Here is a 14453-nt window from a genome sequence, read left to right as displayed (position 1 = left end):
GGCATGCTCCATCGCCTTCCTGCCCTGGTGGCCGCCCTGTGGTGGGGAAGCCTGACCACCATCGGCTTTCTGGTCGTGCCCATGCTGTTTGCCCACCTCCCGTCGCCGACGGTGGCGGGCAACATGGCGGCCAGGCTGTTTGCGGCACAGACCTGGGTGGCGGTGGCCTGCTGCCTGGTGCTGCTGCTGGTCTCCAGGCCTAGGCAGGCTGTAGCGCAGCACCCATGGGCGCAAGCTGCTATGGTTTTCATACTGGGCGGCATGCTGCTGGCACTGCTCACGCAGTTTGGCGTGGCACCGCGCATCGTGGCGCGGCAGGATCTGCGCGTGTGGCACAGCGTGGGAACAGTAATGTACGCGCTGCAATGGTGCTGTGCGTTGGCCGTGCTGTGGCAAACGCTTCGCCACGACCCTCAGGCGCCCGCCGGGGGCGGCTCCGCCGGAGCCTGAAGCGCATGCACCGCGGCGGCTCGGCCAGCGTCAGCGCCGACGCCGCCTACTCGTGCCAGTGTTCCGCCACCCAGCTGGCGGGGCGAATGTAGCGAAAGCGGCGGTTGCGCCGTCCCGCCAGCGCGTCCGGTGGATTGCACTCCCCGTGAAAGATCACGATGCGCGCACCGGGCGGCACGAACGGCGCGCGCCAGTAGTTGGTGGGCCATGGCGGTATGCCGTGGTACTTGAAGCTCGGGCACCACGCTGCGGGCCAGTACTGCAGCTTGCCCTGCCGGTGCAGAAAGTCCGACAGGTAGGCCTGTTCGTTGCGGAACTGCGCGCGGATTTCTGCGAAGTGGGCGCGAAAGTGTGCCAGCACGTCAGGGTGCGCCCCCAGTTCGAACCGGTAGACCGATGAATTGCCCGTGACGCGCCAGGGGCGCTTGTAGTCATGGATGATCAGGAATTCGCCCGGCTGGGTGAAAAAATCGTCCAGGCTGCCGGTGATGACCACGTCCACATCCAGGAACAGGGCCGTGCCGCGGAGCCCGTGCAGGTCCTGGCTGAAGGTGGCCAGCTTGGTCCAGCCCCGCTCGGGAATGCCGGGTGGCAGATCGAGCGCGGGGATGGGCAAGCACTGCACTTCGCTGCGGATGCCGGCGCTGTCGTCGGTCAGGCAGACGAAGCGGAAGTCACCACGCAGGTGCCGCCGAACCATCGCGTACAGCCGATTGACATATTCGGGGCCGTATTTCGTGCCCCACTTCATGCAGAGGATGTGGCGCGCGTGGGCGGCCCTGCCGGCAGGCGCTGCAGAAGCTGCAGGTACTGCAGAGACTGCGGGGGGGATCATCAGTCTGCCTGGCGCTTCTTGATCGACTTTTGCTTGGGTTTGGCGCGCTTGATCTGGCCGCCCGAGGTCAGGCGCTGGTTGCCCAGCACGCGCAGCTGCTTGATTTCGGGACGCTGGCCGCCGCGCTTGCTGAACTTCAGCACCTTGACGTCGCGCGGGCCCGGCATCCGGTCTTCATCGACCACGCGCTCCTTGACGGGCTGAGGGCGCCAGAGCACCAGCAGCTTGCCGATGTGCTGGATGGGGGCGGCGTTGAGGTCGGCCGTGATCTGCTGGTACATCAGCTCGCGGGCCGCGCGGTCGTCATTGAAAACACGCACCTTGATCAGCCCGTGGGCATTCAGGGCGGCGTCGATCTCCTTCTTGACGGCGGGGGTCAGGCCATCGCCGCCAATCAGGACGACGGGGTCCAGGTGGTGGGCATTGGCGCGTTGTTCCCGGCGCTCGGCGGGAGTCAGTTGAATTTGAGGCATGGGCCGTATTATGTCTGCGGCCCGCCGCGGGGTGCCTTCGCGTCGCCGCGCGAAATGGGCCTTGTGTCCAATCGGCTGTGCCGATTGTCGAGAGACAATGGAGCCGTATGAAAGTCAAAACCCAGAGCAAGAAGGTCAACAAGGCATGGTTGAACGACCACGTCAACGACACCTATGTCAAATTGGCCCAGAAAGAGGGATACCGCGCGCGCGCGGCCTACAAGCTCAAGGAGATCGACGAGCAGCTGGGCCTCATCAAGCCCGGCTACACGGTGGTGGACCTGGGCTCCACGCCCGGCGCATGGAGCCAGTACCTGCGCAGGCGCATGTCGCCCTCGGGTGCGGCGGCGGGGCAGCTCAATGGCACCATCATCGCCTTGGACATCCTGCCCATGGAGCCCATCGAGGGGGTGACCTACCTCAATGGCGATTTTCGCGAGGCGCAGGTGCTCGAGCGCCTGGAGCAGGCGCTCGGCGGCCGCGCGGTGGATGTCGTGGTGTCGGACATGGCGCCCAATCTTTCGGGCATCGGATCGGCCGATGCGGCCCGCATCGCCCACCTGGTGGAGCTGGCGGTGGATTTCGCTTGCAACCATTTGAAACCGGACGGTGCGCTGGTGGTCAAGCTCTTCCACGGCGGCGGGTACGGCGATCTGGTGACGCTGTTCAAGCAGACCTTCAAGGTGGTCAAGCCCTTGAAGCCCAAGGCGTCGCGCGACAAATCTTCGGAGACCTTCCTGGTGGGAATGGGCCTCAAAAAGGCCGCCTGAAAGGTCTTGCCCCAGGTCATGAATCCGTGAAATTCGCCCGTAAAGCCCGTGCTGTTTCCATGGCGGCTAGGGGGAATAGGGATGGCTGGGTGGCTTGAAAGACCTAAAATGGGCCGCACATGCGTGCCATGACGGCAGTGTGTCCGTTTTCTGTTCCCTGCAACTGGAGCCCCGCTTGAACAATCAGTGGTTTTCAAAAATTGCCGTGTGGCTGGTTATCGCCATGGTGCTGTTCACGGTGTTCAAACAGTTTGACACCCGTGCCGGCGCCAGCGCAGGCCACGTCGGCTACTCGGAATTCCTCGAGGAAGTCCGCAGCAACCGCATCAAGAGCGCAACCATCCAGGAAGGCCAGGGCGGCACCGAGATCGTGGCCGTCACCAACGACGACCGCAAGATCCGCACCACCGCGACCTATCTGGACCGCGGCCTCGTGGGCGATCTCATCAACAACAACGTCAAGTTCGACGTCAAGCCCCGCGAAGAAGGCTCCCTGCTCATGACCCTGCTGGTCAGCTGGGGCCCCATGCTGCTGCTGATTGGCGTGTGGGTGTACTTCATGCGCCAGATGCAGGGCGGCGGCAAGGGCGGCGCCTTCAGCTTCGGCAAGAGCAAGGCGCGCATGCTCGACGAGAACAACAACCAGGTCACGTTCGCGGACGTGGCCGGTTGCGACGAGGCCAAGGAAGAAGTCAAGGAAGTCGTGGACTTCCTGAAAGACCCACAGAAGTTCCAGAAGCTGGGCGGCCGCATTCCGCGCGGCCTGCTGCTGGTGGGCCCTCCGGGCACCGGCAAGACCCTGCTGGCCAAGTCCATCGCGGGCGAAGCCAAGGTGCCGTTCTTCAGCATCTCGGGCTCCGATTTCGTGGAAATGTTCGTCGGCGTGGGCGCGGCCCGTGTGCGTGACATGTTCGACAACGCCAAGAAGAACGCCCCCTGCATCATCTTCATCGATGAAATCGACGCCGTGGGTCGCCAGCGTGGCGCGGGCCTGGGCGGTGGTAACGACGAGCGCGAGCAGACCCTGAACCAGATGCTGGTCGAGATGGACGGCTTCGAGACCAACCTGGGCGTGATCGTGGTGGCTGCCACCAACCGCCCCGACATCCTGGACGCCGCGCTGCTGCGCCCCGGCCGCTTCGACCGCCAGGTCTACGTGACGCTGCCCGACATCCGGGGCCGCGAGCAGATCCTGAACGTGCACATGCGCAAGATCCCGATCGGCCAGGACGTGGCCCCCGGCATCATCGCGCGCGGCACGCCCGGCATGAGCGGTGCCGACCTGGCGAACCTGTGCAACGAAGCCGCCCTGATGGCCGCCCGCCGCAATGCGCGCACGGTGGAGATGCAGGACTTCGAGAAGGCCAAGGACAAGATCCTCATGGGCCCCGAGCGCAAGAGCATGGTCATGCCCGAGGAAGAGCGCCGCAACACGGCCTACCATGAGTCCGGCCACGCGCTCATCGGCAAGCTGCTGCCCAAGTGCGACCCGGTGCACAAGGTCACCATCATTCCCCGTGGCCGTGCCCTGGGCGTGACGATGAGCCTGCCCGCACAGGACCGCTACAGCTATGACCGCGAATACATGCTCAACCAGATCAGCATGCTGTTCGGCGGCCGCATCGCCGAGGAAGTGTTCATGAACCAGATGACCACCGGCGCCAGCAACGACTTCGAGCGCGCCACGCACATCGCCCGCGACATGGTCACCCGCTACGGCATGACGGATGCGCTGGGCCCCATGGTCTATGCGGAAAACGAAGGCGAGGTGTTCCTGGGCCGCTCGGTCACCAAGACCACGACCATGAGCGAGCAGACCATGGAAAAGGTCGACATGGAAGTGCGCCGCATCATCGACGAGCAGTACAACCTCGCCCGCCGCCTGATCGAGGAGAACAGCGACAAGATGCACGCCATGGCCAAGGCCCTGCTCGAATGGGAGACCATCGACACCGAGCAGCTGGACGACATCATGGCTGGCAAGGAGCCCCGTCCTCCGAAGGACTGGACACCCCGCACGCCTCCCTCGGGCGGCGACAATTCCAGCGGCGGCACGCCCGCCGTGGCAACGGACACCGCGCCTTCGGCAGCCTGAGGAGCCCGTTGCAGTTCCAGCCGTTCCAACGGGGCCTTGTGCCCCGTTTTTCATGGTCTGTTTGGTCCCCTTGCTGATCCCCGCGGCGGCACGCCCCTATCTCTTTTCCCCACGGACCATGCTCTGGCAGACCTCCCGTTTTTCCATCGATCTTTCCGAGCCCCGCGTCATGGGGATCGTCAACGCCACGCCGGATTCGTTTTCCGATGGCGGACGCCATGGCTCCACGGCGGGGGCCCTGCGGCATTGTGAGCAGCTGCTCAAGGACGGGGCCCACATTCTGGATATCGGGGGGGAGTCCACGCGGCCCGGCAGCCCCGCGGTGCCCCTGGACGAAGAACTCGCGCGCGTGGTGCCCTTGGTGCGGGACGCGGTGTCCCTGGGCGCCCCGGTCTCCGTCGATACCTACAAGCCCGAGGTCATGCGGGCGGTGCTGGACCTTGGCGCCGACATCGTCAACGACATCTGGGCGCTGCGCCAGCCAGGCGCGGCGCAGGTTGTGGCATCGCACCCGCAGTGCGGCGTGTGCCTGATGCACATGCACCGTGACCCCCAGACCATGCAAGCGGCCCCCATGCAGGGGGATGTGGTCCGGCAGGTGCTATTGTTCTTGCAGCAGTCAGCGCTTGATCTGCAAGCGCTGGGGGTCAAGAATACCCGGATCGTGCTGGACCCTGGCATTGGATTCGGCAAGACGCCGGAGCAGAATTTTGCGCTGCTGGCCCATCAGCCTGCATTGTTGCGCGCGGGCTACCCCCTCCTGGCGGGCTGGTCGCGCAAGTCGTCCCTGGGGGCCGCGACGGGGCTGGCGGTGGAGCAGCGCATGGTTCCGAGCGTGGCCGCGGCCGTGCTGGCCGTGGAGCGCGGGGCTTCCGTGGTGCGCGTGCACGATGTGCGAGAAACCGTGTCGGCGCTGGCGGTGTGGAGCGCCATGCAGCGAGAGCGTTGAGGCCGGGCGCTGCAAGGAGAGGGCAGCATGCCGGGCGGCCCGCATCCACATATTAATAAACAACGAGAGATTCACACGAGGAGACACCAGAACATGACGCGCCAATACTTTGGAACCGACGGTATCCGTGGCACCGTCGGGCAACCTCCGATCACCCCGGATTTCGTCTTGCGCCTGGCCCATGCCGTCGGGCGCGTGCTGCGCAGGGCCGAAGACCGGCCCACGGTGCTGATCGGCAAGGACACCCGCATTTCAGGCTACATGCTGGAGAGTGCGCTGGAGTCGGGTTTCAATTCCGCCGGCGTGGACGTGGTGCTGCTGGGCCCCTTGCCGACCCCGGGTGTCGCGTACCTGACCCGTGCCCAGCGCGCGAGCTTGGGGGTCGTCATCAGTGCCAGCCACAACCCTTACCCCGACAACGGCATCAAGTTCTTCAGCGCCCAGGGCACCAAATTGCCCGACGCCTGGGAGCAGGCGGTCGAAGCCGCCCTGGCAGAGCCCCCGGTGTGGGCCGACTCGGCCAGCCTGGGCAAGGCGCGCCGGCTCGATGACGCCGCGGGCCGCTACATCGAGTTCTGCAAGAGCACGTTCCCGCAGGACCTGACCCTCAAGGGCCTCAAGATCGTGGTGGACGCGGCCCATGGCGCGGCGTACCAGGTGGCGCCCAAGGTCTTTCACGAACTCGGTGCCGAGGTGCTGTCGATTGGCTGCTCGCCCGATGGCCTCAACATCAACCACGAGGTGGGCGCCACCCACCCTGACGCGCTCGTGCGCGCCGTGCGCGCCAACCGCGCCGACTACGGCATCGCGCTTGATGGCGATGCCGACCGGCTGCAGATCGTGGATGCCACCGGGCGGCTGTACAACGGCGACGAGCTTCTGTACCTCATGGCGTCGGACCGCATGGGCCGTGACGAGCATGTGCCCGGCGTCGTCGGCACCCTGATGACCAACATGGCGGTGGAGGTGGCGCTGCAGGCCCGGGGCGTGAAGTTTGTGCGCGCCAAGGTGGGTGACCGCTATGTGCTCGAAGAGCTGGCGCGGCACCAGTGGGTGCTGGGCGGCGAGGGGTCGGGCCACCTGCTCGCGCTGGACCGCCACACCACCGGCGACGGCCTGGTGAGCGCGCTGCAGGTGCTGCAGGCCAGCGTGCGCAGCGGGCGCACGCTGGCGCAGCTGCTGGCGGACATCACGCTCTACCCCCAGGTGCTGCTCAATGTGCGCCTGGCGCCCGGGCAGGACTGGAAGTCCAACCGCCGCCTGGAGGAGACCACCCGCGCCGTGGAGCAGGAGCTGGGCGCCACGGGCCGGGTGCTGATCCGCGCGAGCGGCACCGAACCGCTGCTGCGCGTGATGGTCGAGGCGCGCGATGCGCAGCAGGCCAGCGCGTGTGCGCAGAAGCTGGCCGACGCGGCCCGTGCCGGCTGATGGTGGCGCCGCGCGCCATCGCCACTGTGGGGCGCGCCGTGCGATCGGCTACGCTGCTGTCTTTGCCGCCAGCCTGGAACCGTTGCTGATGCCTTCCACCACCACCGATGCTCTCACTCCCATCACCGTCCGGCGCGTGGACTATGGCGATGCCCGCCAAGCCCGGGCGTTGGTTGAACTGCTCGACAGCTATGCGAAGGACGTGGCGGGGGGAGGCGCGCCGCTCAGCGCCGAGGTCCTGCGCGGCCTGCCCGAAGCCTTGCGGCGCAGGCCCCAGGCTTTCAGCGTGATCGCATGGGCGGCCGACGCCGCGGCGCCGCACGGCGAGGTGCCCGTGGGGCTGGTCAATTGCCTGGAGGGTTTTTCGACCTTTGCCTGCCGGCCCCTGGTCAACGTGCATGACGTGGTGGTGGCCCCCGGCTGGCGCGGCCACCGCATTGCCCAGCGCATGCTGCAGTCGGTGGAGGCGCTGGCGCGCGAGCGGGGTGCCTGCAAGCTCACGCTGGAAGTGCTTTCGGGCAACCGCAGCGCCCTGCGCGCGTACGAACGGGAAGGCTTCGCCGCCTACACGCTGGACCCCAGCATGGGACAGGCGCAGTTTCTGCAGAAGATGCTGGACGGGGCAGGGCCTGTGCCACCCGCGGTACTCTGAATCACTTTTCCGGGAGACAAGACCGTATGAAGACATCTCTGGGCCAGATCGCCGCGGTGGGCGCCACCGCATTGGCGGCGTTGCTCGCGGCGCCCGCTGCCCATGCGGGCAAGACGCTTGACGGCATCCGGGCGCGCGGGCAGGTGGTGTGCGGCGTCAACACCGGGCTGGCCGGGTTTGCGATCGCGGACTCCAGTGGCCGGTGGTCGGGCCTGGACGTCGACATCTGCCGGGCGCTTGCGGCCGCGGTGCTGGGCGACGGCCAGAAGGTCAAGTACGTGCCGCTGGACGTGCCGCAGCGCTTCACCGCGCTGCAATCCGGCGAGGTGGACGTGCTTTCGCGCAACACCACATTCTCGCTGGCGCGCGACGCATCGCTGGGCCTGCACCAGACGGCCGTGACCTACTACGACGGCCAGGGCTTCATCGTGCCGGCCAGGAGCAAGATCAAGAACCTCCGCCAGCTCAAGGGGCAGACCGTGTGCGTGCAGTCAGGCACCACGACGGAAAAGAACCTGGCCGACTATTCCCGTGCCCACGACCTCGACATCAAGCCCGTGATGTTCGAGAAGGTGGACGCGGCAACGTCGGCCTACCTGTCGGGGCGCTGCTCCGCGTTCACCACCGATGCCTCGGGCCTGGCATCCCTGCGCAGCGGCGTTCCGCAAGGCGCGGCAACGCACACCATCCTGCCCGAGCTCATCTCCAAGGAGCCTCTGGGCCCCATGGTGCGGCGGGGGGACGACGAGTGGTTCGCGGTGGTCAAGTGGGTGATCTACGGCCTCATCGAAGCCGAAGAGCAGGGCGTGACACAGGCCAACGCGGACCAGCTGAAAACCAGCAGCAGCCACCCGGCGGTGCAGCGCATGCTGGGAACCTCGGAAGACACCGGAAAGCTGCTCGGCCTGGACCGCGACTGGCTGCTGCGCGCCGTCAGGACCACCGGCAACTATGGCGAGATCTTCGAGCGCAACGTCGGGCAGAAGTCGGCGTTGGCGCTGCCGCGCGGCCTCAACAACCTGTGGAACAGGCAGGGCCTGATGTACGCCTTTCCGATCCGCTGAGCGTTGCCTGGAGGGATCTGCGCGCGCGGTGCGGACGACAGCTCGGGCATCGCGGCAGTGCAATGCAATACAGTGCATTTGCTATTATATTTATAGCTGCTCGCGCTTATCTATAAAGCGTCAGGGGCTGATTTTATTCAAAATTTCCCCGTGTGGAGGCCTGTTGCCCGGGCGGGTCTGTGAGAGCCGGTCCGGCGGGTCCGGGCCGCGGCACGATCGTGCTGCCGGCCGGCCGGCTCAATGCAGCTGCCGCCGCATGAAGGCTTCCAGCTCCGGTGCCGACAGCGGCATGCTGAAGTGGTAACCCTGCGCCTCGTCGCAGCCCTGCTCACGCAGGTAGGCCAATTGGCCTTCGGTCTCCACGCCTTCGGCCGTGGTGCGCATGCCCAGCGCCTGGGCCATGCGGATGATGGCGCTCACGATGGCGCGGTCGTTGTTGTCGTTGCCCAGGTCGCGCACGAACGACTGGTCGATCTTGAGCTTGAAGATCTGAAATCGCTTGAGCTGGCTCAGCGATGAATAGCCGGTGCCGAAGTCATCCATCGACATGCGCACGCCGCGCGCGTGCAGCTGGTCCATGGTGGCCACCGCGGCATGCGGGTCGTCCACGGCCACGCCTTCGGTCAGCTCCAGCTCCAGGCAATCCGGCGGCAGGTCGAATTCGGCCAGCATGCGGCTTACCAGTTCGGGCAACTGGGGCTGGCGGAACTGGATGGCCGAGAGGTTCACGGCCATCGTCAGGCCCGGGAACCCGCAGGCCCGCCAGGTCTTGAGCTGCGAGAGCGCGGTGCGCAGCACCCATTCGCCGATCTGCAGGATCTGCCCGCTGTCTTCTGCAATGGGAATGAATTCGGCGGGCGACACTCCACCGAGCTGCGGGTGCTGCCAGCGCAGCAGGGCTTCCACGCTGCGCACGGCCCCGGTGGTCAGGCTCATCTGCGGCTGGTAGTGCAAGTGGAACTGGTTGCGCTCCAGCGCCCGGCGCAGGGCGTTTTCGAGCTGCAGCGCGCGCACCGACTGCGCCTGCATTTCCGGGGTGAAGAACTTGAATGTGTTGCGCCCGTCGAGCTTGGCGCGGTACATGGCCACGTCGGCCGACTGCGTCAGGGTGTCGAAGTCCTTGCCGTCCTGGGGGAACAGCGCGATGCCCATGGACGGGGCCATGGTCAGTTCATGGTGGTCGATCTGGTAGTGCTGGCGCGAGGCCTCCTGCAGCTTGCCGGCCACGCGGGCCGCGCCGTGCGCATTGGCGCCGGGCAGCAGCAGGATGAACTCGTCGCCACCCAGGCGCGACACCGTGTCCTTGTCGCGCACCACGGCGCGCAGCCGCTTGGCGATCTCCACCAGCAGTGCATCGCCCACCCGGTGGCCCAGCGAGTCGTTCACGTGCTTGAAGTGATCCAGGTCCAGGAAGATCAGGGCCAGGGGCGTGTTGCCCTCCTGGGCCACGCGGATGGCCTGCTGCGCGCGCTCGGACAGCAGGGCGCGGTTGGGCAGGCCCGTGAGGGCGTCATAGTGGGCGAGCCAGTAGATGCGCTCCTGGTCGGCCTTGCGGTCGTTGATCTCGCGGTGCAGGTTGTCCACGGTCTCGCGCAGTTCGCGGGTGCGGTCCTGCACCTGCCGTTCCAGGTCCTCGTGCGTGCTGGCCAGGACGGCCTGTGCCTGCTTTCGCTCCGTGATGTCCATGGTGATCCAGATGGAGCCCTGCGATGGATCGGCGGGATCTATGGATTTGCTGCGCACCTCGCAGATCACGGGGGTGCCGTCCTTGCGGCACAGTTCCAGCTCGCCTTCGTACGAATGGCCGGCGGCCAGCTGCGGATAGCACCGGCGGCCGACTTCTTCCCACGCGGCGTCGCTGGCATACCAGCGGCGCGACGGGCTGCCCGCCAGTTCCCCCGGCTGGTAGCCCAGCATCTGCTCGAAGTGGTGGTTGCACCGGGTCAGGCGCCGGTCGCGCAGGAACACGATGCCCACCATGGCGCTGTCGAACAGCAGCTGTTTTTCGCGGACCGCGGCGCCCAGCGCGGCCTGCGCGCGCCGTTGCTCGTCGATATCGTCCAGGATCCAGATGGAGCCTTCGGTCGTGTCGTGCGGATTGATGAGCCGCCCCGTCAGGCTGCCCCAGAACAAGGAGCCGTCGCGCCGGCGCAATTGGCGCTCCACGCGGAAGGCCTGGCCCTGGGCGAGCACCGGGTAGGCGGTGCGGCCCAGATCGCGAAAGGCATCGCGCGAAGGGTAGAACGCCTCGGTGTTGAGGCCCACCAGCCCTTCGGCGCTGGCGTAGCCGAAGATCTCGGCGTACCGCTGGTTGCAGCGCACCACGCTGCGCTGGCGCAGGAAAACAATGCCCACGCCCGCACTGTCGAGCAGGGTTTGCTGTTCGCGCAGCGCGCGTTGCAGGGGGGTGTCGGTGGCAACTCCAGGACGCTGCAATTCTGGAGAGCTGTACGGCGCAGACATGGAAACCGGTACGGGCGGGAGGGCCAGGCGGCCTTGGTAATTTGTACCAAAGTGTAGCAGCGCTCCCTTACAAGCCTTTCGGCGGGGCGTCCGGCCCTTTCCCGTGCAGGGTCGGGTCGGCTTCAGTGGTCCCGCTGAGCGCGCAGGTACGCCTCGAACTCCGGCGCGGGCAGGGGGCGGCTGAAGTAGAACCCCTGGCCCTCGTCGCAGCCCTGGGCCTGCAGGAACTCGACCTGGCCGTCGGTTTCCACCCCCTCCGCCGTGGTCTGCATGCCCAGGGCCTGCGCCATGCGGATGATGGCGCTCACGATGGCCCGGTCATTGGCATCGTCTTCCAGATCGCGCACGAACGACTGGTCGATCTTGAGCTTGTAGATCTGGAACCGCTTGAGGTAGCTCAACGAGGAATATCCGGTGCCGAAGTCGTCCATGGACAGGCGCACGCCGCGGTCGTGAAGCTGGTCCATCATGGCGAGCGCGGCGGCGGGGTCGTCCACCGCGGCGCCCTCGGTCAGCTCCAGCTCCAGCCGGCGCGCGGGCAGGCCTGCCTGTTCCAGGCAGCGCGTGACCATCTCGGGCAGCTGGGGATGCCTGAACTGGACGGCGGAGACGTTCACGGACACCGCCCGCAGGGGCAGCTGCAGATCCAGCCAGCGTTTGGCGTCCTTCACCGCGGTGTGGATCACCCATTCCCCGATCGCCACGATCATGCCGCTGCTTTCGGCCACCGGAATGAACTCGGCCGGCGACACCATGCCCAGCTCGGGATGGCGCCAGCGCAGCAGTGCCTCGGCCCCCACCACCTGGCGCGCGGTGAGCGAGACCTGGGGCTGGTAGTGCAGTTCGAACTGGTTGCGCTCCAGCGCGCGGCGCAGGGCGTTCTCGATCAGCAGGGCGCGCGCCGTGCGCGCCTCGAGGTCGGCGGTGAAGAAACCGTACCGGTTGCGTCCGTTCTGCTTGGCACGGTACATGGCGGCATCGGCCCGCTGGTACAGCGTGTCGAACGAGTCGCCATCGGCGGGATACATCGCGATGCCCACCGACAAGGTGGTGGTGAGTTCGTACGGGTCCACCTGAAACGGCTGGGCGATGGCCGCGAGCAGCCGGGTTGCCATGTCGGCCGCGGAGGGTGCCGAGGTGGCGGGCAGCAGCAGCAGAAATTCATCGCCCCCCAGGCGCGAGACGGTGTCCTGAGGCCGCAGCAGGGACTGAAGGCGCTGCGCCACTGCCACGAGCAGGATGTCTCCAATGCGGTGGCCCAGCGAATCGTTGACGTTCTTGAAGTGGTCCAGGTCCAGGAACAGCATGGCCAGGGTGCCGCCTCGCGCCTGCTCGTTGGCAATGAGGTGCTGCGCGCGCTCGGCCAGCAGCGCGCGGTTGGGAAGGTTCGTGAGCGGGTCGAAATGCGCCAGGCGCTGGATGCGGTCCTGGGCCTCGCGCTGCTGCGTGATGTCGCGAAACAGCGTGATGGAGTGCGTGGCGACGCCATTGCCATCGCGCACGCTGCTGACCGACAGCCACTGGGGGTAGGTGGACCCATCCTTGCGGCGGCCGCAGGCCTCGCCCTCCCAGTGGCCGTCCTGGGACAGCCGTGCGTACACGGCGTCGGCGCTGGCGTTGTCTGCCGGCCGGGCGACCGTGAGCAGGCGCACGGACTGCCCCACGGCTTCGGTTTCCGTGTACCCCGTGATCCGCGTGAAAGCCCGGTTGATGCGCACGATCGTATGGGCCGCGTCGGCGATCACGATGGCTTCGCTGCTCTGGTCGAACACCTGGGCGGTCAGCTGCAGTTGCTCCTGGGACCGCTTGCGCTCCGTGATGTCGCGCGACAGCAGGATGAACCGTGGCTTCGCGCCCGCGCCCGCGGACGTGGCCTTGCGCGCGGCGGACAGCTCAAACCACGTGGTGCCCACCCCGGGCAGGTCGAGCATGATCTGCCGCCCGGAGGACCAGCCCTGCGCCTGGGCATCGCTCAGCACGTCCAGCACCGACAGGGCTGCCAGCGCTGGCAGCACCTCGGTCACGTTGCGTCCCACCAGCGTTTCGGCGGGGCCCATGAGCAATTCGGCGCGCTGGCTGTGCACGCTGCAATAGAACCCGTCCTGGTCGAGTTCGAAGAGAGGGTCCGGGATGGCGTCGATGGTGGCGTGCAGCTGCTGCTGGGTGGCCTGGATTTCCGATGTGCGCTGGGCCACCTGATAGGCCAGCCCGCGCTCGTGGGCCTTCAGCTCGAAAAGAAGCCGGGCCAGGTAGGTCATCATCAAGGCAAACAGCAGGCCCACCGCGCAGCGCATGAGCAGCACGGCCGGGTCGCCCCAGCCCTTGATGGGGACCAGGCTCAGGGTCCATTGCCCGTTGGGCAGGGTCAGCGACCGGCCCACCGCGTCCGCGCCCGGGGGCGGGTCGGATGCGGCAATGGTCTGTTCCTCGCCCGTGTCGGGCCGGACGCGCCACAGCCGGTAGTGGTAGCCGCGCAGCGTCAGCTGCGGCAGGCGCGCGGCGGCCAGCACTTCGGGCAGGCGGATGGTGACGTAGGTGAACCCCCAGAAGGCGCGGTGCCCCTGGGCATCGTCGAGGTAGACGGGCTGGCGCCCCACCACGCCCAGGCCGCCTTGCACCAGCTCCATGGGGCCGGCCAGGGTCAGCCGGCCCGACTCCCGGGCCCTGGCGGATTCGGGGCCCTGCCGGCGGTCGTTGAGCTGGTCGAAACCGATGGAGTTCTCGTTGCCCTGGCGCGGCACGACCTGTTTGACCACCCCCCCGGGAGAGAGGCCCATGGCCGTGATGCCCGGGTAGAAGGGCAGCATCTGCGTGCCGATCTCCTCGAACTGCGTCACCTCTCCCCGGCCCTGGCGCACCAGCGCCACCAGGGTGTTGTTGGCCGACAGGGCCAGCTCGATGGCGCGTTGCAGCGCCTGGACGTGGTCACCCGCCATGTCCGTCACCTGCGTGCGGTGCTGGGCGCGCTCCTGGCGCTCAAGGGCCCACACCACCACCCCGGCACAGGCCGCCGCCAGAACAAACACGACCAGCGAGCCCGCAAGAGGGCTTCGGGAGCGGGTGGGGGCGGATGCGTGCACGGTGCGGTTTCCTGAACCAATTATGCAGGCCCGTTGGAGCCGATGCGGGGTTCTGCGCGGCGATCCGCTGTCATGGGATTGACATGCGGCCGACATGGCGGCGTCACGCGGCAATTTCACACTCGTGCCCAGGGGAAACGGTTCCCAGCCCATGGTTGGGGCCTCCAGCCGAACCCGTCCTGACACAAGGAGAT

General features: G+C 67.0%; 11 protein-coding genes. 7 read left to right on the top strand and 4 right to left on the bottom strand.

What is annotated here, in order from left to right:
- Positions 1-3 precede the first annotated feature (3 nt).
- Positions 4-450 (top strand): DUF4149 domain-containing protein, encoded by a 447-nt coding sequence (locus AC1RCS_RS17415; RefSeq protein WP_218341594.1) that lies wholly within the window; start codon positions 4-6, stop codon positions 448-450.
- Between the two features lie 46 nt (positions 451-496).
- Here the strand turns inward: AC1RCS_RS17415 and AC1RCS_RS17410 are convergent, their stop codons facing one another.
- Together AC1RCS_RS17410 and AC1RCS_RS17405 are read right to left on the bottom strand one after the other, a co-directional pair.
- Positions 497-1285 carry a glycosyltransferase gene (locus AC1RCS_RS17410; protein ID WP_492245438.1) on the bottom strand — a complete coding sequence of 263 codons (789 nt, stop codon included), beginning with the start codon at positions 1283-1285 and terminating at the stop codon, positions 497-499.
- Complete coding sequence (locus AC1RCS_RS17405; protein ID WP_218297678.1) at positions 1285-1758, bottom strand: YhbY family RNA-binding protein; 474 nt, start codon at positions 1756-1758, stop codon at positions 1285-1287. The genes AC1RCS_RS17410 and AC1RCS_RS17405 overlap by 1 nt, the downstream gene beginning before the upstream one ends.
- 107 nt (positions 1759-1865) lie before the next feature.
- Between AC1RCS_RS17405 and AC1RCS_RS17400 the strand changes: the two genes are divergently transcribed.
- The 6 genes from AC1RCS_RS17400 to AC1RCS_RS17375 all read left to right on the top strand — a co-directional run bounded on the left by AC1RCS_RS17400 (position 1866) and on the right by AC1RCS_RS17375 (position 8716).
- Positions 1866-2528: an RlmE family RNA methyltransferase gene (locus tag AC1RCS_RS17400; RefSeq protein ID WP_492245439.1), complete on the top strand. Its 663-nt coding sequence runs from the start codon at positions 1866-1868 to the stop codon at positions 2526-2528.
- Between the two features lie 175 nt (positions 2529-2703).
- Positions 2704-4623, top strand: coding sequence for an ATP-dependent zinc metalloprotease FtsH (gene ftsH / locus AC1RCS_RS17395; RefSeq protein ID WP_218297676.1), 1920 nt, complete (start codon positions 2704-2706; stop codon positions 4621-4623).
- 118 nt (positions 4624-4741) lie between these two features.
- Complete coding sequence (folP, locus tag AC1RCS_RS17390) at positions 4742-5572, top strand: dihydropteroate synthase (protein ID WP_492245440.1); 831 nt, start codon at positions 4742-4744, stop codon at positions 5570-5572.
- A gap of 93 nt (positions 5573-5665) precedes the next feature.
- A complete protein-coding gene (glmM, locus tag AC1RCS_RS17385; RefSeq protein WP_218297674.1) occupies positions 5666-7000 on the top strand; it encodes a phosphoglucosamine mutase in 1335 nt (444 codons plus the stop codon).
- 88 nt (positions 7001-7088) lie between these two features.
- The gene (locus tag AC1RCS_RS17380; RefSeq protein ID WP_218297673.1) at positions 7089-7652 is read left to right on the top strand and encodes a GNAT family N-acetyltransferase; all 564 of its coding nucleotides are present in this window, start codon (positions 7089-7091) and stop codon (positions 7650-7652) included.
- A gap of 26 nt (positions 7653-7678) precedes the next feature.
- Positions 7679-8716 carry an amino acid ABC transporter substrate-binding protein gene (locus tag AC1RCS_RS17375; protein ID WP_218297672.1) on the top strand — a complete coding sequence of 346 codons (1038 nt, stop codon included), beginning with the start codon at positions 7679-7681 and terminating at the stop codon, positions 8714-8716.
- Between the two features lie 237 nt (positions 8717-8953).
- On the opposite strand, the gene AC1RCS_RS17370 is transcribed toward AC1RCS_RS17375, so the two are convergent.
- Together AC1RCS_RS17370 and AC1RCS_RS17365 are read right to left on the bottom strand one after the other, a co-directional pair.
- The gene (locus AC1RCS_RS17370) at positions 8954-11179 is read right to left on the bottom strand and encodes an EAL domain-containing protein (RefSeq protein WP_492245441.1); all 2226 of its coding nucleotides are present in this window, start codon (positions 11177-11179) and stop codon (positions 8954-8956) included.
- A gap of 122 nt (positions 11180-11301) precedes the next feature.
- Positions 11302-14259, bottom strand: coding sequence for a bifunctional diguanylate cyclase/phosphodiesterase (locus AC1RCS_RS17365; RefSeq protein WP_492245442.1), 2958 nt, complete (start codon positions 14257-14259; stop codon positions 11302-11304).
- Between the last annotated feature and the right edge of the window lie 194 nt (positions 14260-14453).

This window comes from Acidovorax sp. GW823-FHT01C06, from assembly GCF_058798375.1.
This window is presented reverse-complemented; position numbering and strand designations above follow the sequence as displayed.